Raw genomic sequence first — 20,211 nt, 5'->3', positions numbered from 1 at the left:
TAAGCTGGCCTAACCGCCAAACCCGAGATTCTCAAAGGTGGCGTAGTATACGCCGCTCGGCCCAAGTGCTCAAGTCCCGAACAGATAAAGATCCCGAATGATCGTGTAAAAAGCCGCCACCTGGACCAGATTTTCAGGCTCAGAGCCATCCGCGTTCGACAAATGAGACAGATTGACCGTGTCCAATCACCAGATGATCAAGCAACCGGATATTCAATAAGCGACAAGCTTCGCAGATTTTTAGTGTAATGTCGCGGTCAGCCTGGCTGGGTTCAGCAATTCCTGACGGATGGTTATGCGCCACGATGAGCGCAGCCGCGTTGATTTTCAGGGCTTCACGCACAATTTCACGAGGATGGACTTCGACGCTGTTGATGGATCCGGAAAACATTTCTCTGGCCATTAATACCCGATGTTGATTATCCAAAAACAGCACGACAAACACCTCACGCTCCTGCCTGGCCAATAATGTCTGCAGGTACTGACGCGTCGCTGCGGGACTGTCAATTGTGCTCTCACGCGCCAGCTGGCTGGCGAAAAACCGTTTGGCCAGTTCTGCCACTGCGCGCATCTGAATCAACTTGATTTCGCCAGCGCCTTTAATGCCCTTAAAGTCTGCAGCCGTCGCATTAACGATATTATAAAGCGACCCCAGCTCCTGCAGCATCTGCTGCGCCAGCATCATGACAGGAACGCCTTTTGAACCTGTTCGTAAGAAAATCGCTAACAGCTCTACGTCACTTAACGCATCCGCACCCCATTGCTGAAGTTTTTCTCGTGGTGGCAAATTTTTCATTGCTGCTCTCCCTGTCGCCCCCTGTATCATCGCGTGCGAACCTATCCGCCACCAGCGCGTGATTGTGATTCTCCGGCATGTCTCGCAAACGCAGCCATTGAAAAGGTGCATGCCACGTTTTGTGATAAAATTCGGCCATTACACCGTCCCTGCGACGGCAATCGAAAATGAGGTCAACAGCATGATGGGATTAGCCGGTAAAAAAGTTCTTCTGGGCGTCAGTGGTGGAATTGCTGCCTATAAAACCCCCGAGCTGGTCCGTCGTCTGCGCGATCGCGGTGCCGATGTCCGCGTGATGATGACTGAGGGCGCAAAGGCTTTTATCACACCACTCAGCCTGCAGGCCGTCTCCGGTTATCCTGTTTTTGATGATCTGCTTGACCCGGCAGCCGAGGCCGCAATGGGACACATTGAGCTGGCCAAATGGGCTGACCTGATCGTGCTGGCCCCGGCCACGGCCGACCTGATTGCGCGCATTACGGCAGGGATGGCCAATGATTTAGTCACCACTGCCGTGCTGGCAACAGCAGCGCCTGTCGCGATTGTGCCGGCGATGAATCAGCAGATGTATCGCGCTGCCGTAACGCAGGAAAACCTGGTCAGGCTTCAGGCGCGCGGCCTGTTAATTTGGGGGCCAGACAGCGGCAGCCAGGCCTGCGGGGATATTGGCCCCGGTCGCATGCTTGACCCTTTAGCTATCGTTGACCACGCCGTACAGTGGGCCGCGCCCGTCAACGACCTGCAACATCTCAATATTATGATTACCGCGGGTCCCACCCGGGAAGCGATCGACCCCGTGCGTTATATCAGCAACCACAGTTCGGGAAAAATGGGGTTTGCGATTGCGGCGGCGGCGGCAAAGCGCGGCGCCCGCGTTACGCTGGTAAGCGGTCCGGTTGCCCTGCCAACGCCCGCCGGCGTTAAACGAGTGGATGTGACCTCGGCCCTGGAAATGCAGGCGGCGGTAATGGGGGAGATAAACGCACAACATATTTTCATTGCAAGCGCAGCCGTGGCAGACTACCGGGCAATTGAGATCGCGGATGAAAAAATAAAGAAACAGGATGACGATGAGAAAGTCAGCCTGCAGCTCATTAAAAATCCCGATATTGTCGCGGGGGTGGCGGCCTTAACGCAGAGCCGGCCATTTGTGGTTGGATTTGCGGCTGAAACCCAGAATGTGGAAGAATACGCCCGAAAAAAACGCGCGCGTAAAAACCTGGACCTGATTTGTGCTAACGATGTGTCAAAAGCAGGCCGCGGGTTCAATAGCGACACCAATGCTCTTCACCTTTTTTGGCAGGAAGGAGAAAAAACCTTACCGCTCAGCGATAAGTCACTCCTTGGTCAACTTTTAATAGACGAGATTGTCAGCCGTTATGATGAAAAAAATAGACGTTAAAATTCTTGATGCGCGCGTCGGCAAAGCGTTTCCCTTGCCGACCTATGCGACACCGGGTTCCGCTGGGTTAGACCTTCGTGCCTGTATTGATGATGTGATGGAAATCGCACCCGGCACAACCACATTAATTCCTACCGGTCTGGCTATTCACATCGCCGATCCGAACCTTGCCGCCGTGATTCTTCCGCGCTCTGGCCTGGGCCACAAACATGGTATTGTCCTGGGTAATCTGGTTGGTCTGATTGATGCCGACTATCAGGGACAACTTATGGTATCGGTATGGAATCGCGGGCAGGAAAGCTTTACGCTTCAGCCGGGCGACCGCATGGCCCAGATGGTTTTTGTCCCTGTCGTCCAGGCCGAATTCAATCTGGTAGACGAGTTTGACGCCAGCTTGCGCGGTGAAGGTGGCTTCGGTCACTCAGGCCGTCAGTAACCAGCACGACCGATTTTCACTTACGCCAATCTTATTATTTCTCATCGCCCCAAGGCTTTCTCTTGTGGCAGATGCGTAGGTGTTGCCTGTATATGGTGAAATTCAGGGGTTTTTAAGGGCATGGCAGAGAAAAAAGTCGTAAAGCGGAATCGCCGCGAGGAGATTTTGCAGGCGCTGGCGCAGATGCTTGAGTCAAGTGATGGCAGCCAACGCATTACTACTGCAAAACTGGCGGCTAACGTCGGTGTATCGGAGGCGGCGCTTTATCGTCACTTTCCCAGTAAAACGCGGATGTTTGACAGCCTGATCGAATTTATTGAAGACAGTCTGATTACCCGCATCAATCTGATCCTGAAAGATGAAAAAGAAACAATGGCGCGCCTGCGTCTTATTGTGCAACTGATTCTGGGATTTGGTGAGCGTAATCCGGGGCTGACGCGGATTTTGACAGGTCACGCGTTAATGTTTGAACAGGACCGTCTGCAGGGGCGCATTAATCAGCTGTTTGAGCGCATTGAAGTGCAGCTACGCCAGGTGATGCGCGAACGCAAAATGCGCGAAGGTGAAGGCTTTCAAACGGATGAAACCTTACTGGCCAGCCAGCTGCTGGCCCTGTGTGAAGGGCTGTTATCGCGGTACGTCCGTTCCGAGTTCCGGTTTAGCCCAACGGCCGACTTTGACACCCGCTGGCCGCTGATTGCGGCACAACTGGTGTAATACAAAGGCGGGCGCAATGCCCGCCAGTTATCAGACGCCGTACGCCTTTTGGTACGCCCGAACCTGCGCTAAATGATCGGCCATGTGCGTTTTTTCAGCCAGGTAATCAATCAGGTCGTTAAGCGTAATTATCGCGGTAACTTTGCAGGAATAATCCCGTTCCACTTCCTGAATAGCGGAGAGTTCACCCCGGCCGCGTTCCTGACGGTCCAGTGAAATCAGCACGCCCGCCAGGCTGGCATCATGTGCATTGATAATATCCATGGATTCGCGAATCGCCGTGCCGGCCGTGATGACATCATCGACCAGCATCACTTTACCCTGCAGCGGGCTTCCCACCAGCAAACCGCCCTCACCATGATCTTTCGCTTCTTTACGATTGAAGCAGTAAGGTACGTCACGATCGTGATGATCGGCTAACGCAACGGCTGTGGTGGTGGCGATAGGGATGCCTTTGTAGGCCGGACCAAATAACAAATCAAAATCGATTCCGCTGTCGACTAACGCCTGCGCATAAAACCGTCCCAGCAGCGCTAAATCCCGGCCCGTGTTAAATAAACCGGCATTAAAAAAATAGGGGCTTTTACGACCCGACTTTAATGTGAACTCACCAAATTTGAGCACCTGCTTATTCAGTGCAAATTCAATAAACTGCCGCTGCCAGGCTTTCATGTCTTACTCCTCAGATAAAAAAAAGGCGACTCTGTGGTCGCCTGTTACCTTAACTTTCCAGCGCCGCTTTCTGGGCCTGAATCAATTCTTCAATACCGCCACGCGCTAACGCCAGTAATGCCAGCAGTTCTTCGTGGCTAAAGGGTTCACCTTCAGCGGTGCCCTGCACCTCAATCATGCGGCCATCTTCCATCATGACGACATTCATATCCGTTTCAGCGGCAGAGTCCTCAACGTATTCAAGGTCACACAACGCTTCACCATTGACAATCCCCACTGACACGGCGGCAACCATGCCTTTCATCGGATTCGCTTTCAGCTTACCACTCGCGACCAGGGAATTAAGCGCATCTGCCAGGGCTACACAGGCGCCAGTAATGGAAGCCGTACGTGTACCGCCATCGGCCTGAATGACGTCACAATCGAGCGTAATCGTGTATTCACCGAGCATGGTGAGATCGACCGCAGCACGCAGTGAACGGGCGATCAGACGCTGAATTTCAAGCGTGCGACCACCCTGTTTGCCTTTCGCGGCTTCACGCGCCATACGACTGTGAGTGGAACGCGGCAACATGCCATATTCGGCAGTGACCCAGCCCTGGCCCTGCCCTTTGAGAAAGCGCGGAACTCCTTCATCCACCGTTGCAGTGCAGAGCACTTTGGTTTCACCGAATTCCACCAGAACGGAGCCCTCTGCGTGTTTAGTGTAATTGCGGGTCAATGTGACTGGACGCACCTGATGTGCGCTACGGCCTGCTGGACGCATGGTTATCTCCGGCTTGCTAATGATTGGCTGCGTATTATACGGACTTCCTGGCCTGCTGTCTCTTGCAGTGGTCAGTGCAGCCTGGGATGAAATTCATGCCGGAGTATGGCTAAATGCCTTACCTTTTCCTGCATATCCGCTAACTGACTAAACTATGACCGCTCTTCTTCATTTCCTGCTGGCGCTGGTGGTAATTTTTGCCCTTGCGCTACTGGTCAGTCATGACCGAAAACGCATTCGCCTGCGCTTTATTATTCAACTGATTGTTGTAGAAGCCGCACTGGGCTGGTTCTTTCTTCACTCAGCCAGTGGACTGGCGCTGGTAGGCGCGGTGGGGCATTTCTTTGAAACGCTGCTGCGTTTTGCTGCACAGGGCACGGAATTTGTGTTTGGTGGCATGAGTCAGCAGGGGCTGGCCTTTATCTTCCTTGGCGTGCTCTGCCCTATTATTTTTATTTCCGCACTGATTGGTATTTTGCAACACTGGCGCATCCTGCCGTTACTGATTCGCGTTGTTGGCACGCTATTATCAAAAGTTAACGGCATGGGAAAACTGGAGTCCTTTAATGCGGTAAGCACGCTGGTGCTGGGCCAGTCAGAGAACTTCATTGCCTATAAAGGTATTTTGGCCGATATCCCACCACGCCGACTTTACACAATGGCGGCCACCGCGATGTCTACCGTTTCGCTGTCGATTGTTGGTGCGTATATGTCGATGATCGAGGCCAAATATGTCGTTGCGGCTCTCCTGCTTAACATGTTCAGCACGTTTATCATCCTGTCGATTATTAACCCCGGCAAAGGCAGCAATGAGCAGGCTATTCCGCTGGATAAATTACACGAAGATCAGAGTTTCTTTGAAATGCTGGGGGAATACATCCTCGCTGGTTTCAAAGTCGCGATGATTATTCTGGCCATGCTGATTGGTTTTATTGCCTTAATCGCGGCCATCAACGCCCTGTTTGCCACCCTGTTTGGGTACAGTTTCCAGCAGCTTCTTGGCTATGTTTTTTATCCTTTTGCCTGGCTGATTGGCATTCCCGCTACTGATGCATTACAGGCTGGCAGTATTATGGCCACGAAGCTGGTGGCGAATGAATTCGTCGCCATGATTGAACTGAAAAAGATAGCGGCAGGCATGACGCCACGCGGATTGGGCATCCTGTCTGTTTTCCTGGTTTCCTTCGCGAACTTTGCTTCTATTGGAATTGTTGCGGGCGCGATAAAAGGCCTGAACGAACAACAAGGCAATGTCGTCTCAAGGTTTGGCTGGAAACTGGTCTATGGTTCCACCCTGGTCAGCCTGCTTTCCGCTGCATTTGCCGGACTGTTTATCTGATGGACTCAACGGCGGCACAGGCCGCCGTTTGTCCCTAAAAACTAATGCAGGCTGGCGTATCCACGCGCATAACCGATTCCTGACCAAACTGTTTTTTATAGCGAGCACGCAGCGCTTCGACACGACTGTTGCTGTCACTGTCGAACTGATAGATAAGCACTAACGCCTTGCTTTTCTCACGTGCTAACTGACCGTTTTCGCCCAGCCATTGGCCCTGCGCATCATAAACAGACAAGCCAGACCTGAAGCGCGGTGTTACCTCTTTATCGACAAAATTCATCCAGTTCAGTGCGCTCACATTGCCGCCCTGCGGCTTGCTGAGACCAAACCACAATGTGGTTTGCATCATGACCTCACCGCCGGCGCACACCGGAACGGGTCGGGTAGAAGGCGGATATGATGGTAATGATGGAGAAGGCGACTGACAGCCCACAAGCAGCAGGCTGAGTATGAGTGGAAGAGACGGTACGCGCGACATAAAAAGAGGGCCTCAACGAGTAAACCAGTAATTAGCATAAGTGGCTGTTGAGAAAAGCGGAAACATTTTGTTATCGCATCCTGTACACGCTTACACCTGTTCTGGTCAGCCTTGCCTCGTTATACTGGCCTCAACCTTATTTAAAAAAAGAGTAACGCTTATGATCCGCAGTATGACCGCCTATGCCCGCCGTGAAATTAAGGGCGACTGGGGCAGCGCCGCCTGGGAGTTGCGTTCTGTCAATCAACGTTATCTTGAAACCTATATTCGTCTGCCTGAACAGTTTCGCGGACTGGAACCGATGATCAGGGAGCGCATTCGCCAGCGACTGACGCGTGGAAAAATCGAATGTAATCTGCGCTTCGAGGCCGATCCTGGCGCGCAGGGCGAACTGATGCTCAATGAGTCACTGGCCAAACAACTGGTTCAGGCGGCTAACTGGGTCAAACTGCAGACCGATGAGGGCGTTATCAATCCGCTGGATATTCTGCGCTGGCCGGGCGTCATGGCAGCACCTGAACAGGATTTGGATGCAATTAATACTCAGCTGATTCAGGCGCTGGATGGCGCGCTGGATGATTTCATCGCCGCACGTGAAAGCGAAGGCAGCGCTCTGAAGGCACTGATCGAGCAGCGGCTGGAAGCGGTAACGCATGAGGTCAGCAAAGTCCGCGCTCAACTGCCCGATGTGATTAAGTGGCAGCGGGAGCGCCTGATCGCCAAACTGGAAGATGCTGAGGTGCAGCTTGAAAATAATCGCCTTGAGCAGGAATTGGTGATGATGGCACAACGTGTCGATGTCGCAGAAGAGCTGGATCGTCTGGATGCGCACGTTAAAGAGACCTATAACATTCTGAAGAAAAAAGAGGCGGTAGGCCGTCGTCTTGACTTTATGATGCAGGAGTTCAACCGCGAGTCAAACACACTGGCTTCAAAATCCATTAATGCAGAAATTACGAATTCAGCGATTGAGCTAAAAGTGTTGATTGAACAGATGCGAGAGCAGATTCAAAATATTGAGTAATCAGGCTATCTGTCGTCATTTGGCAACCTTACCAGAAAAAGTCCGCGTAGATGCGGACTTCTTTTATTTTTTCAGCCATTAAACAGGTGTATAACAATAATCGCTTGATTCGGTTAACGTTGTCAGTCTTTATTGAAATTAGCCCGTTTTATAAGGATGGAAAAATTTCCAGTCAGATGATGCCAGGCATTTTTTAACAAAACTACCGAGGCGTTGGTTTTTCTATAGCTGGTTTAAATATTTCACTTTGAAAAAAATAGCAGGCTATATATCTACCCGTTTTCCCCCTCTCCGTCACAGCCTGCTCAGGCAAAGAAAAGATCCAGTCCGTTAAAAAAATAACCGTGCCACTATTTCAGGCGATGCGTGGACGTCTTTCTCAAATCGCGGCGTGATCACAATTGTGAATAAAATAACAACAGAAAGGAAACAAATACATCTGTTCGACTAAAGTTTTAATAAGGATTGCCGTTATTTAAGTAACCCCCACCTGAGATCGTCATTATGAAAAAATCAGCCGTTTTACTCGCATTACTCATGCTATCACCCCTTTCATTTGCCACAAGTGGACAAATTAACTTCAGGGGCGCTATTGTCGAAAGTCCTTGCGACACGCTGATTGCGCCCAACCAGATACAGCAAAGCTGCACACGAGGAGGAAAGACCGTTATTAATAAGGTCAGTCTGAACAATGCCCAGCAACCCATGCCTTATAAACTTGGCACGGTGCAGGTCAGGCAAACTGGTAACGTTAAAATGATGACGGTCAGCTACAATTAACGCTGCTTTATCGTTATTTTAATGGGTACGGCTTATCGGCTAAACCCGCCTCTGGATAAGGTCAAATAACATGATTAGGACAGGATGCCTCTCATAAGGTGAGATGACTGGCGCAGAAGCGATTGTCATCTCCGTTATTTTACCTTTTACCAATGACAGCCAAATTCCTGTTCAATTTTTCAACTTTCGCCATAATGGAATGTAAGTTTTTCGAAAAGAGTACATTTTTTTATTGCAGAACCGTCCTGATTTTTATTGCTCTCTTTGCATCGCCTGTTAAAAGCATAAAAATACAACCTGTTGTTTTATAGATAATTTAAATAAAAAAAGCGCTATCTTTCTTCTGATTATGACGCTGTCAATCCCTCATTTTATTCCTCGCTGTAACTGACGCTCCCTGTGCTTTAAGGCACTTTTTGATAAAGTGTGGGTCTTAGTCAGTACAGCTGTACCGCTTGAGAACTTAAGGAATGGGTCTTTTTGCGCTACATCCATTACTTCCTTAAGGTTCATAATGAAAAACACCAGGCAGTTTAGTCGTTCCCTTTTACATCCCCGCTATTGGTTTACGTGGTTTGGTCTTGGCATTCTTTGGCTGTTGGTTCAACTCCCCTATCCTGTGCTGATGCGACTTGGCGCAGGTGCCGGCCGGCTTTCCCGCCATTTTCTTCAGCGCAGAGAGCGCATTACGCGCCGTAATATTGAACTCTGCTTTCCGGATATCAGTGACGAAGATAAAGAAATCATGATTGCGGGAAATTTTGCCTCTCTCGGCATGGCACTGATGGAAACGGGTATCGCCTGGTTCTGGCCAGACCATGCCGTTAAACGTCTGTTCAACGTCTCGGGCCTGTCAAACCTCTACTCAGCCCAGAATGAGCGTCGTGGCGTAATGCTCATCGGCATCCATTTCATGTCGCTGGAGCTGGGTGGTCGCATCAGCGGGTTGTGTCAGCCGATGATGGCAATGTACCGTCCCCATAATAACCACGCGATGGAGTACGTACAGACCAGAGGCCGTATGCGTTCGAATAAAGCGATGATAGACCGTCGCGATCTGAGAGGGATGGTGCAGGCGCTGAAACAAGGTGAATCTGTCTGGTTTGCGCCAGACCAGGATTACGGTCCCAAAGGCAGTACGTTTGCCCCCTTGTTTGCTGTAGAAAAAGCCGCGACGACCAACGGTACCTATGTGTTGTCCCGGTTGGCTAAGCCCGCTATGGTTCCAATTATGCTGATTCGTAATCCTGGCAATGATGGCTATAAGCTGATTATTGAACCGATTCTGGAAAATTACCCGCATGCGGATGAAGCCGCAGCCGCAGCTTATATGAATAAAGTGATTGAGAACCAAATCATGCGAGCGCCTGAGCAATACCTCTGGCTACATCGCCGCTTCAAAACGCGTCCGCCTGGCGAAGCCTCTCTTTACGTATAGACAGACATAAAGCAGGTTTCGGCCTGCTTTTTCGTGTGACAGACCTCTCTGTTAATTTGGAGGCTTCCTTCTGACGACCTGTTTTCACTATTACCGCGATAATCCTGCCTCCCTGCCACGGGCTCTGTTCGCCTTCTTAGCCCGAACTCAGATCCAGACTGAGCCATAAATCGTACGCATTACAAATATTTTCGCAGTCAACATGCATTAGCAGTATATCGGGTCTGAATGCTTACCCTTCGGTTATTATTTGCCCTTGCTTAAGCATGCTGTATGGGAAAAATCCTGGAGAATGACGGGCGAACCCGTGTATGTACGGCTTATTTAACGTTTTTTTTTTTTTTCATGTATTGCTTCAGTTTCCAGACTTAACGAAAAAAGAAAAAAAGAGAACGCTGTGATAAGGCCTGTGCAAATAATGCTGTAAATGATGAATATTATTTCCTTAGCCAAATCACATATCAGATTTTCCTTATGATGTTAACTTTCATAAAACGCGCTATAAATCATCTGCACACAGCAAAGCTATTCAAAACATAACAGCATGACATTTCCGGCGAACATTATTTCCTCCGGAAAATTTAAGCAATTTAAAATGAACGGATAATAATAATGACAACAGGGGAAATTCATCACCAGGGGAACGTTTATTATTAGCAGTATGCTTTAACACACAGCTCATTATAAAGATAAAAATTTACTTTATTAAATTATAGTAATGCCAGCGCTGTCCTGATGAATACTCATCGGCGCAGCGCCCTACTACTCTGCCCGGCGAGAAAAAAATGACAACACGAAAAATAAATCTGGAAAACGTCAAGTGGCCTTTTCTTTCATCGGTCAAAATGCTGAGTATGGGTGTGTTACAACTTTCAGTATTGGGAAAAGTCCTGCAGGCCGATACCTATAATCTGCTGGCGGTCGTCATTACAGGCTTGATGGTTATTGACACACTGGCCGATCGTGGTTTTTCCAATACGTTGATTCGATATGCACCGCTGCCAGTAAAAACGCTGTCCGTGCTTTACTGGGGCAATATATTCATGGGCCTGGTCATTTTTTCTGCCCTTTTTACTTGCGGTCTTATGCTTGAACATATGTTTGGGCTACCCGAGGTGGCCAGGGTTTTTGAAATCGCATCGGTCATCTTTATTATTATTCCTCAGGGCCAGTCTTATCGCGCCCTGATGCAGCGTGAAAAGCAATTCTCTGATATCGCTTTTTGCGAGATCGCCTCTGTATTTGTCGGCCTGATCATTACACTATTGACCCTATGGCTGGCGCCTTCCGTTTTATGTGCTTTATGGGGCTATCTGGCAATGGCATCAGTGAGAATGCTGACGTATTGCTTTTATGGTCGTAAATGGTTTCGACCCGACTATGACTTCAACCTGAAAGCGTTCTTTCAGCTTCATATGAAGCACTGACAAACCGTTACTGGCTGGAAGCAGCCCGACGGTAAAAGCAGGAAAACGTGCTGTTAACCGGTACGTTTTCCTTAATAAAACCCACCACTTTTCATTTCAGACACCTTCTGTGTGCGTTGTTGTCCTCTTTATCCTTATTCTCACCTTACTTCCCCCCGCATTTAGCCCACGGACAGGTCCCCATGCTCTGCTTTGCGTGGTTTGCTTTCTCTGTCTGTCACCACATAATGTCGCCGACGGGCAAGGGTTCAACGTTGTAAACAGGCTGGCGTCATATCGGCGAAAAATTCGCATCACGACGTTTTTTAATTCGTCTCCGTGTAAAAACCGATACAGCCTTTTGATAATAAAGGCATTACTCTTGCCCGCATAATTTTTACTAATACTTTAACTCTTAATAACAGAAAAACTCAGTCGCGCCGTTTTTGTCAGTGGCGTAGCCTTGCCGCCGTTTTCCTGGAGCCTGCTATGTTACTTACTGTTCTTTATATTATTGGGATCACCGCCGAGGCGATGACAGGTGCGCTTGCCGCAGGTCGCCGTAAAATGGATCTGTTCGGCGTCATTATCATTGCTTCCGTTACCGCGATAGGCGGAGGCTCCGTGCGCGATATATTGCTGGGGCACTATCCGCTTGGCTGGGTCAAACATCCTGAGTACATCATGATCGTGGCCGCTGCCGCTGTAGTAACGACTTTTTTGGCACCGCTAATGACGCACCTGCGCAAAGTGTTTCTGGTATTGGATGCGCTGGGCCTGGTGGTATTTTCGATTATTGGCGCGCAGGTGGCACTGGACTCAGGCCACGCCATGATCATCGCCGCAATCAGCGCCGTGATCACAGGCGTCTTTGGCGGCGTTTTACGCGATATGTTTTGTAACCGCATCCCACTGGTGTTCCAAAAAGAGCTGTACGCCGGCATCGCTTTTGCAGCGGGCTGGATGTATATCCTGCTCCTGAAAACGCCGCTGCCGCATGAAGCAGTGGTGATTATCACCTTACTCTTCGGCTTCTTTGCGCGTCTGCTGGCGCTGAGATTCCGTCTCGGGCTGCCCATCTTCAATTACCCTCATCCTGAGCACTGATGAAGAAGGAATGCCCTGCTGCTGCAAAAAGTGGATTAACGCTCTGAGCCCGGCATCCTGAAACTGCGACGTAATCTGCTCTGCCCGGCGTGCGCCAACGCCCGGCAGAGATTGCCAGGCCTGTTTATCACGGGCAAGAATGCTTTCCCAGTCGCCGTCGGCCAATGACAGTAGCGCCTTTTGTGGCAACGCCACACCTAACGCGCTAACCCAGCGGCGCAAAGGCTGTTGACGGGTCAAACTGAATTGATGCCAGATTTGCTGCGCTCTTTCGGGTGAAATACTCGCTGCTGTCGCGATCTGTTCGGGGGTTAAGGCCAGCCACGCAAACAGATGTGTAATCAAACCCGTTTCCAGTAACCGTTGCCAGGTGCTGCGTTGCACGCCCGCAATATTCAGCACCGATTTTTGACTCAACCAACTCAGGCGCGCCAGTAACTGACGATGGCACTGCGGTGCTAAAACATAACAACTCAGCGACGTGAAACGATCCGTCTGAGGCGGCTCAGGATAGTCACGTTGCGCAACGCGCCAGATAACGCGATCCAGACGTGGAATGCCTTGGCCGGCAAGGCTGACCGTCACCTGGTCGCCCGCAATAATGTCCCGCTCTCGCCAGCGTTTTAGTGAGCCGATGCTGACTCGCCTGACGATTTTGTCATCCAGTTGAACGGGTTGCAGGTTGAGTACGACCGCGATTTTTCCCGTTCGCCCGATTGAGAAATCAACGGAACGGACCTCAGTGCTGACCTCAGGAGGCGGGTATTTCCAGGCGACAGCCCACTCGCCTTCACCGGGCCGCCAGTGTTTGCCTGCAGGCCGGGCCGTCTGATGCACAACAATGCCATCGGTTACAAAAGGCAGTGGCGCGTGAAACCAGCGCTCGCGCCATTCAGCCGCGTCCTCTTCATCCTGAACAGGCTGACTCCATTGACGGGCAAGGCTAAACCCCCAATCCGATAAACGCGTCAGTCTTTCCCGCATGGCATCAGGTCCGTCAGGCCATCCCCAGATAAAAATGCCCAGTTGTGTCAAAAGCGGTGTGGCGTCATTACGCAACATTGCGCCTGCGACCAGAGCCCTGGCATTCTTCCCGCCGTCAACCGCCTGGTGATGACCGGTCATCTGCAAAAAGAGTTCGCCCTGTAAAACCACGCTCTCTTCATCGCTGTCAATCTCCAGCGGAATAGCAGGGATCAGCCTGGCTTTTTCGACCCACTCCTCACCGTGTAAGCCGTCGCCACGACTGATGAATGACACCAGTTTCCCGTGCCGATAGACCAGCGAAACGGCCACGCCATCGACTTTGGGCTGCACCCAGAGATCCCGGCGTGGCTGCATCCAATAGCCTAAAGCACGCTTATCCCAAACCTTTTTGACACCAGTATGCGCAACGGGATGCCAGCGCGTGCCATCGTTGGGCAATACCGGTACATCCTCTTTCTCACCCGTCCTGAAGCAGCGTTGCCAGTGATTGAGCCGCGTCTGCAGGCTATCGTAGTCGGCATCGGCCACGGGTGAATGGCCTTGCTGATAATACGCCGCGTCCCACTGCCGGAGCTGTTGTTGTAAATGGTCAATCTCCTTTGCCGCTCGACCCGGCGTCCAGGTCGGGCACAGCGCCCCAAACGCGGAAAATGTGCTGGCTGTTATGAGCAGCCCGGCGGCTAAGCATCCTTTCATCCCTGACCTCCTGATGTTTAGGATATTCAACCGCCAAAACAGCCGGTTCAGCCAGCCCCGCTTCCCGGTTCTGGAACGCCTCCTGGAAAATGAATACCTATTTACAGCCTGCGAAACAGTGGTTGCGGCGCACCCCGCATAAACTTTTCGTGATGAGGGCGGTGCAAACGCTGCGTGGCGCGGGGAAGCCGTGTATACTGTGCAGGAAATCGACTCCGCAATTAATCAATTCAAGAACATCATGGCCCAAGGTACGCTCTATATTGTTTCTGCTCCTAGCGGCGCAGGAAAATCCAGCCTTATTCAGGCACTGTTAAAAACGCAGCCGCTGTACGATACGCAAGTGTCTGTTTCGCACACCACTCGCGGCATGCGCCCCGGTGAAGCGCACGGTGAGCATTACTTCTTTGTGCAAAAGCATGAGTTTGAAAAAATGATTGCGGAAGATGCTTTCCTTGAACACGCGAAAGTTTTCGATAACTACTACGGCACGTCGCGCAAGGCGATCGAACAGGTGCTGGCAACCGGCGTCGATGTTTTCCTTGATATAGACTGGCAGGGCGCACAGCAAATTCGCGCTAAAATGCCCGACGCGCGCAGTATATTTGTCCTGCCTCCTTCTAAAGAAGAGCTGGATCGTCGCCTGCGCGGCCGCGGTCAGGACAGCGAAGAGGTGATTGCCCGTCGTATGGCGCAAGCCGTGGCCGAAATGAGCCACTATGGCGAATACGATTATTTAATTGTGAATGATGATTTTGATCTGGCGTTATCCGATCTGAAGACCATTATTCGTGCAGAACGTCTGCGCATGGCCCGCCAGAAAGCGCGCCATGATGCTTTAATCAGCAAACTGTTGGCAGTCTGAACCCAGTTTCAGTATGATGCCGAGTCATTTCTTCATCTGTGGAGTAGCACACCTATGGCACGCGTAACCGTTCAGGACGCAGTAGAAAAAGTTGGTAATCGTTTTGACCTGGTGTTGGTCGCTGCACGTCGTGCACGTCAGATGCAGGTAGGCGGCAAAGATCCGCTGGTTCCGGAAGAGAACGATAAACCGACCGTTATCGCATTGCGCGAAATCGAAGAAGGTCTGGTCACCAATCAGATTTTAGATGTGCGTGATCGTCAGGAGCAGCAAGAGCAGGAAGCCGCTGAGTTACAGGCCGTTACCGCTATCGCTGAAGGTCGTCGTTAACCGCGAACTGCAGGTCAACCTTGTATCTGTTTGAAAGTCTCAATCAACTGATTGAACAATACTTGCCTGAGGACCAGATCAAGCGCCTCAAGCAAGCCTATCTCGTATCACGTGATGCCCACGAGGGACAGACACGCTCCAGCGGTGAGCCTTACATTACCCATCCTGTTGCGGTGGCGTGCATTCTGGCGGAAATGAAGCTCGACCATGAAACCCTCATGGCCGCGCTTTTGCACGACGTCATTGAAGATACGCCAGCGACCTATCAGGACATGGAACAACTGTTTGGCAAAAGCGTAGCTGAACTGGTTGAAGGCGTTTCGAAGCTGGATAAGCTGAAGTTCCGTGATAAAAAAGAGGCGCAGGCAGAAAACTTCCGCAAGATGATTATGGCGATGGTGCAGGACATCCGCGTTATTCTCATCAAGCTGGCTGACCGCACCCACAACATGCGTACGCTCGGGTCCTTACGCCCTGATAAACGTCGTCGCATCGCGCTGGAAACGCTGGAAATATACAGCCCACTGGCGCACCGCCTGGGTATTCATCACCTTAAAACGGAACTGGAAGAGCTGGGTTTTGAAGCGCTCTATCCGAACCGTTTTCGGGTAATTAAAGAGGTCGTGAAAGCGGCCCGCGGCAACCGTAAAGAGATGATTCAAAAAATCCTCTCTGAAATCGACGGCCGTTTGCAGGAAGCCGGTATTCCCTGCCGGGTAAGTGGTCGCGAAAAGCACCTTTACTCGATTTACCGCAAAATGACGCTGAAAGAGCAGCGTTTTCACTCGATCATGGATATCTATGCCTTTCGCGTCATCGTGAAAGATCTGGATACCTGTTATCGCGTACTGGGCCAGATGCACAGCTTATATAAGCCGCGTCCGGGCCGGGTCAAAGATTACATTGCTATCCCCAAGGCTAATGGCTATCAATCGCTGCATACCTCTATGATCGGGCCGCATGGCGTGCCGGTTGAGGTACAAATCCGTACCGAAGATATGGATCAGATGGCCGAAATGGGGGTGGCGGCACACTGGGCCTATAAACAGGCCGGTGAAAGCGGCACAACCGCGCAGGTGCGTGCGCAACGCTGGCTGCAAAGCCTGCTGGAGCTGCAACAAAGTGCCGGTAGCTCATTTGAATTCATCGAAAGCGTCAAATCCGATCTCTTCCCGGATGAAATCTATGTCTTTACACCGGAAGGCCGCATCGTCGAGCTGCCTACCGGGGCAACGCCTGTCGATTTTGCCTACGCGGTCCATACCGATATCGGTCATGCCTGTGTTGGCGCGCGCGTTGATCGCCAGCCTTATCCGCTGTCGCAGCCGCTTACCAGCGGCCAGACCATCGAGATCATCACAGCGCCTGGTGCGCGTCCTAACGCGGCCTGGCTCAACTTTGTCGTCAGTTCCAAAGCCCGCGCGAAGATTCGTCAGTTGCTGAAAAACCTGAAGCGCGAAGACTCGGTAAATCTGGGGCGTCGCCTGCTCAGCCATGCGTTGGGTGGCAGTCGTAAACTGGCGGAGGTGCCAGCCGAAAACATCAAGCAGGAGCTTGATCGGATGAAGCTGACCTCACTGGACGATCTGTTAGCCGAAATCGGCCTGGGTAATGCCATGAGCGTGGTCGTCGCCAAGAACCTGTTGCAGACCGACACCAGCGCGCTCAACAACAAAAAACAAGGCAAGCTGCCGATTAAAGGGGCAGACGGCGTCCTCATTACCTTTGCAAAATGCTGCCGCCCCATTCCAGGCGATCCTATCGTTGCCCACGTCAGCCCGGGCAAGGGCCTGGTCGTTCACCATGAATCCTGTCGCAATATTCGTGGCTACCAAAAAGAGCCCGAAAAATTCATGCCTGTGGAGTGGGATAAAGTTACAGAGCAGGAGTTTGTCGCAGAGATAAAGGTGGATATGTTTAACCACCAGGGCGCACTGGCCAACCTGACGGCCGCCATCAATACGGCGGGCTCCAATATTCAGAGCCTGAATACGGAAGAACGCGATGGCCGTGTTTACAGTGCTTTTATTCGTCTGACCGCACGCGATCGCGTCCACCTGGCCAATATCATGCGTAAAATCCGTGTGATGCCGGATGTGATTAAAGTTCACCGCAACCGTAACTAGTGCATGAATCCTCAACGTTTTGCCCGAATTCAGGAAATGCTGGCCTTGCGCCAGCACGACCTTACCGTCTGCATGGAGCAGGTACATAAGCCGCACAATGTTTCTGCTGTCATTCGCACCGCGGATGCTGTCGGTATCCATGAAGTCCATGCCGTATGGCCAGGCCAACGCATGCGAACGCAGGCCTCAGCCTCGGCTGGCAGCAACAGTTGGGTAAACGTAGTAACGCACCGCTCAATCAGCGACGCGATTAGCCACCTCAAAACGCAAGACATGCAGATACTGGCGACGAACCTGTCGGCGGATGCTGTGGATTTTCGTGAGATTGACTACACCAAACCTACCTGCATTTTGATGGGTCAGGAAAAAACGGGCATTACCGATGAAGCCCTGGCGCTGGCCGACCACCATATCATTATCCCGATGGTGGGTATGGTCCAGTCGCTTAACGTTTCCGTTGCCTCTGCCCTGATTCTGTATGAAGCCCAGCGCCAGCGGCAGAATGCTGGCATGTACCGTCGTCAGTCCAGCCTCCTGGCAGAGAAAGAGCAACAGCGTCTGCTGTTTGAGGGCGGCTATCCCGTTCTGGCGCGCGTGGCAAAACATAAGCGGATGCCTTATCCCCATATTAACGCGCAGGGTGACATTGAAGCCGATGAGAGTTGGTGGGCCGCCATGCAGTCAACGGGCAGACGTCAGAAATGAAAGGCCGTCTGCTGGATGCCATCCCGCTCAGTACCCTGACCGGCGTCGGCGCCAGTCAGGCAGCAAAGCTGGCTAAAATCGGCCTGCACACCATTCAGGATTTACTGCTTCACCTTCCTCTGCGTTATGAAGATCGTACGCAGTTATATGCCATTAACGACCTGTTGCCCGGCATTTGGGCGACAGTGGAAGGCGAAGTCCTGCATACCGATATCACCTTTGGCCGTCGGCGCATGATGGTCTGTCAGATCGGGGATGGCAGTGGCGTTTTAACGCTGCGCTTTTTCAACTTCAATGCCGGCATGAAAAACAGCCTCGCACCGGGCCGACGCGTCACCGCTTACGGCGAAATCAAACGCGGTCAGCGCGGCGCAGAAATCATCCATCCGGAATACCGCGTACAGGGCGAGCACAGCCATGTCACGCTGGAAGAAACGCTGACGCCCGTGTATTCCACGACCGAGGGCATTCGTCAGGCGACCCTGCGCAGCCTGACCGATCAGGCTTTAACCCTGCTGGATAGCTGTGCCATCACAGAACTTTTGCCGCAGGCGTTAAGCGGCGGGCTGTTAAGCCTGCCTGAAGCCCTTCGCACGCTGCACCGCCCGCCGCCGGACCTCAAACTCAGCGAACTCGAGAGTGGGCAGCATCCCGCACAGCGCAGGCTGATTCTGGAAGAACTGCTGGCGCATAACCTCAGTATGCTGGCCGTCAGGGCCGGCGCACAGCGCCATTACGCCCTGCCGATGCCTGCCCGGCATACATTGAGTGACCGGTTACTGGCCGCCCTGCCGTTTTCCCCCACGGCAGCCCAAAAACGCGTTGTCGCAGAGATCGAAAAAGACTTAGCGAATGACTTCCCCATGCTGCGCCTGGTACAGGGAGACGTCGGTTCAGGTAAAACCCTGGTTGCCGCGCTCGCCGCGCTGAACGTTATCGCCCACGGTAAGCAGGTGGCCCTGATGGCACCTACAGAGTTACTGGCTGAGCAACACGCCAATAATTTTCGCCAGTGGCTGGCACCGCTTGGCCTTGAGGTCGGCTGGCTGGCGGGCAAACAAAAGGGCAAAGCGCGACAGGCCCAGCAAGAGGCGATTGCCAGCGGGCAGGTTGCGATGGTGGTCGGCACGCATGCCCTGTTCCAGGAGCAGGTGAAGTTTAACGGGCTGGCGCTGGTCATCATTGATGAGCAACACCGCTTTGGCGTACATCAGCGACTGGCGTTATGGGAAAAAGGAGAAGAGCAGGGTTTTCATCCCCACCAGCTCATCATGACAGCGACGCCGATCCCGCGCACGCTGGCCATGACCGCCTACGCCGATCTTGATACCTCAACCATTGATGAGCTGCCGCCAGGCAGAACACCGGTGACCACCGTAGCGATCCCTGACAGTCGTCGTAATGAGATCATTGAGCGTGTGCAAAAGGCCTGTCACGAGGGCCGTCAGGCTTACTGGGTCTGTACGTTAATTGAAGAGTCAGACCTGCTGGAAGCTCAGGCTGCGGAAGCCACATGGGAAGAACTCAAAGTGGCGCTGCCTGATTTGCAGGTCGGGCTGGTTCATGGCCGTATGAAGCCAGCGGAGAAGCTGGCGGTCATGCAGGCTTTCAAAGCCAACGAAATCCAGCTGTTAGTTGCTACAACCGTCATCGAAGTCGGTGTGGACGTGCCGAACGCCAGCCTGATGATTATTGAAAATCCGGAACGACTTGGCCTGGCGCAACTGCACCAGCTACGTGGTCGCGTAGGACGCGGCGCGGTCGCCTCTCATTGTGTTCTGCTGTACAAAGCGCCGCTGAGCAAGACGGCCCAGAAGCGTTTGCAGGTGTTGCGTGACAGCAATGACGGTTTCGTGATTGCTCAGCATGATTTAGAGATTCGCGGTCCGGGGGAGCTACTGGGAACGCGCCAGACCGGTAATGCGGAGTTTAAAGTTGCCGATCTGCTGCGCGATCAGGCCATGATCCCTGAAGTCCAGCGCGTCGCTCGTCATATTCACGAACATTATCCTGAGCAGGCGCAGGCGCTGATTGAGCGTTGGCTGCCCGAAACCGGCCGCTACAGCAACGCCTGACCTTTTTTTGCAACCGTGAGCAAACGTTTGCTTTTGATCCGGGGACGATTACAATCGCCTCACTTT

19 protein-coding genes are annotated in these 20,211 nt (G+C 52.1%); 14 read left to right on the top strand and 5 right to left on the bottom strand.

The window, feature by feature from the left end; all coding sequences use genetic code 11:
- Nucleotides 1-139: 139 nt before the first annotated feature.
- Nucleotides 140-796, bottom strand: coding sequence for a RadC family protein (radC, locus tag GC087_RS00625; RefSeq protein WP_033738055.1), 657 nt, complete (start codon nt 794-796; stop codon nt 140-142).
- A 181-nt stretch (nt 797-977) separates the two neighbouring features.
- Between radC and coaBC the strand changes: the two genes are divergently transcribed.
- The 3 genes from coaBC to slmA all read left to right on the top strand — a co-directional run bounded on the left by coaBC (nt 978) and on the right by slmA (nt 3,351).
- A complete protein-coding gene (gene coaBC / locus GC087_RS00620; protein ID WP_324030558.1) occupies nt 978-2,198 on the top strand; it encodes a bifunctional phosphopantothenoylcysteine decarboxylase/phosphopantothenate--cysteine ligase CoaBC in 1,221 nt (406 codons plus the stop codon).
- The gene (gene dut / locus GC087_RS00615; RefSeq protein ID WP_058701564.1) at nt 2,176-2,634 is read left to right on the top strand and encodes a dUTP diphosphatase; all 459 of its coding nucleotides are present in this window, start codon (nt 2,176-2,178) and stop codon (nt 2,632-2,634) included. Before coaBC ends, dut begins: the two co-directional genes overlap by 23 nt.
- Before the next feature lie 120 nt (nt 2,635-2,754).
- Nucleotides 2,755-3,351, top strand: a complete 597-nt coding sequence (slmA, locus tag GC087_RS00610) for a nucleoid occlusion factor SlmA (protein WP_006121245.1) — start codon at nt 2,755-2,757, stop codon at nt 3,349-3,351.
- A gap of 30 nt (nt 3,352-3,381) precedes the next feature.
- Here slmA and pyrE read toward each other — a convergent pair whose 3' ends face one another.
- Complete coding sequence (gene pyrE, locus GC087_RS00605; RefSeq protein ID WP_006121244.1) at nt 3,382-4,023, bottom strand: orotate phosphoribosyltransferase; 642 nt, start codon at nt 4,021-4,023, stop codon at nt 3,382-3,384.
- Nucleotides 4,024-4,072: 49 nt separating this feature from the next.
- Nucleotides 4,073-4,789, bottom strand: coding sequence for a ribonuclease PH (gene rph / locus GC087_RS00600; protein ID WP_058701563.1), 717 nt, complete (start codon nt 4,787-4,789; stop codon nt 4,073-4,075).
- A 154-nt stretch (nt 4,790-4,943) separates the two neighbouring features.
- Between rph and GC087_RS00595 the strand changes: the two genes are divergently transcribed.
- Entirely contained in the window at nt 4,944-6,128 is a 1,185-nt protein-coding gene (locus GC087_RS00595; RefSeq protein WP_033738051.1) for a NupC/NupG family nucleoside CNT transporter, read from the top strand.
- Nucleotides 6,129-6,162: 34 nt separating this feature from the next.
- Here GC087_RS00595 and GC087_RS00590 read toward each other — a convergent pair whose 3' ends face one another.
- Nucleotides 6,163-6,606, bottom strand: a complete 444-nt coding sequence (locus tag GC087_RS00590) for a DUF3574 domain-containing protein (RefSeq protein WP_324029420.1) — start codon at nt 6,604-6,606, stop codon at nt 6,163-6,165.
- 160 nt (nt 6,607-6,766) lie between these two features.
- Between GC087_RS00590 and GC087_RS00585 the strand changes: the two genes are divergently transcribed.
- The 5 genes from GC087_RS00585 to GC087_RS00565 all read left to right on the top strand — a co-directional run bounded on the left by GC087_RS00585 (nt 6,767) and on the right by GC087_RS00565 (nt 12,361).
- Nucleotides 6,767-7,630 (top strand): YicC/YloC family endoribonuclease, encoded by an 864-nt coding sequence (locus GC087_RS00585; protein ID WP_033738048.1) that lies wholly within the window; start codon nt 6,767-6,769, stop codon nt 7,628-7,630.
- A gap of 504 nt (nt 7,631-8,134) precedes the next feature.
- Entirely contained in the window at nt 8,135-8,410 is a 276-nt protein-coding gene (locus GC087_RS00580) for a YmdA family protein (protein WP_033738047.1), read from the top strand.
- A gap of 514 nt (nt 8,411-8,924) precedes the next feature.
- Nucleotides 8,925-9,848, top strand: a complete 924-nt coding sequence (lpxP, locus tag GC087_RS00575; protein ID WP_033738046.1) for a kdo(2)-lipid IV(A) palmitoleoyltransferase — start codon at nt 8,925-8,927, stop codon at nt 9,846-9,848.
- 785 nt (nt 9,849-10,633) lie between these two features.
- Entirely contained in the window at nt 10,634-11,275 is a 642-nt protein-coding gene (locus GC087_RS00570; RefSeq protein WP_324029418.1) for an oligosaccharide flippase family protein, read from the top strand.
- 468 nt (nt 11,276-11,743) lie between these two features.
- Nucleotides 11,744-12,361 (top strand): trimeric intracellular cation channel family protein, encoded by a 618-nt coding sequence (locus GC087_RS00565; RefSeq protein ID WP_006121350.1) that lies wholly within the window; start codon nt 11,744-11,746, stop codon nt 12,359-12,361.
- Here GC087_RS00565 and ligB read toward each other — a convergent pair.
- A complete protein-coding gene (ligB, locus tag GC087_RS00560) occupies nt 12,275-14,044 on the bottom strand; it encodes an NAD-dependent DNA ligase LigB (protein WP_164482760.1) in 1,770 nt (589 codons plus the stop codon). The genes GC087_RS00565 and ligB overlap by 87 nt on opposite strands.
- A 241-nt stretch (nt 14,045-14,285) precedes the next feature.
- Between ligB and gmk the strand changes: the two genes are divergently transcribed.
- The 5 genes from gmk to recG are packed head-to-tail and all read left to right on the top strand — an operon-like array spanning nt 14,286 to nt 20,145.
- Nucleotides 14,286-14,909, top strand: a complete 624-nt coding sequence (gene gmk / locus GC087_RS00555; RefSeq protein WP_006121348.1) for a guanylate kinase — start codon at nt 14,286-14,288, stop codon at nt 14,907-14,909.
- A 54-nt stretch (nt 14,910-14,963) separates the two neighbouring features.
- A complete protein-coding gene (gene rpoZ / locus GC087_RS00550; protein WP_003851346.1) occupies nt 14,964-15,239 on the top strand; it encodes a DNA-directed RNA polymerase subunit omega in 276 nt (91 codons plus the stop codon).
- 20 nt (nt 15,240-15,259) lie between these two features.
- A complete protein-coding gene (spoT, locus tag GC087_RS00545) occupies nt 15,260-17,365 on the top strand; it encodes a bifunctional GTP diphosphokinase/guanosine-3',5'-bis pyrophosphate 3'-pyrophosphohydrolase (RefSeq protein ID WP_006121343.1) in 2,106 nt (701 codons plus the stop codon).
- A 3-nt stretch (nt 17,366-17,368) separates the two neighbouring features.
- Nucleotides 17,369-18,070, top strand: coding sequence for a tRNA (guanosine(18)-2'-O)-methyltransferase TrmH (gene trmH / locus GC087_RS00540; protein ID WP_006121342.1), 702 nt, complete (start codon nt 17,369-17,371; stop codon nt 18,068-18,070).
- Nucleotides 18,067-20,145, top strand: coding sequence for an ATP-dependent DNA helicase RecG (recG, locus tag GC087_RS00535; RefSeq protein ID WP_033738042.1), 2,079 nt, complete (start codon nt 18,067-18,069; stop codon nt 20,143-20,145). Before trmH ends, recG begins: the two co-directional genes overlap by 4 nt.
- Nucleotides 20,146-20,211: the final 66 nt, after the last annotated feature.

Origin of the sequence: Pantoea sp. JZ2, assembly GCF_035191405.1 — a bacterium.
In the GTDB taxonomy this organism is placed as follows: domain Bacteria; phylum Pseudomonadota; class Gammaproteobacteria; order Enterobacterales; family Enterobacteriaceae; genus Pantoea; species Pantoea stewartii.
The sequence above is the reverse complement of the archived record's forward strand: the minus strand, read 5'-3'. Positions and strand labels throughout refer to the sequence as shown.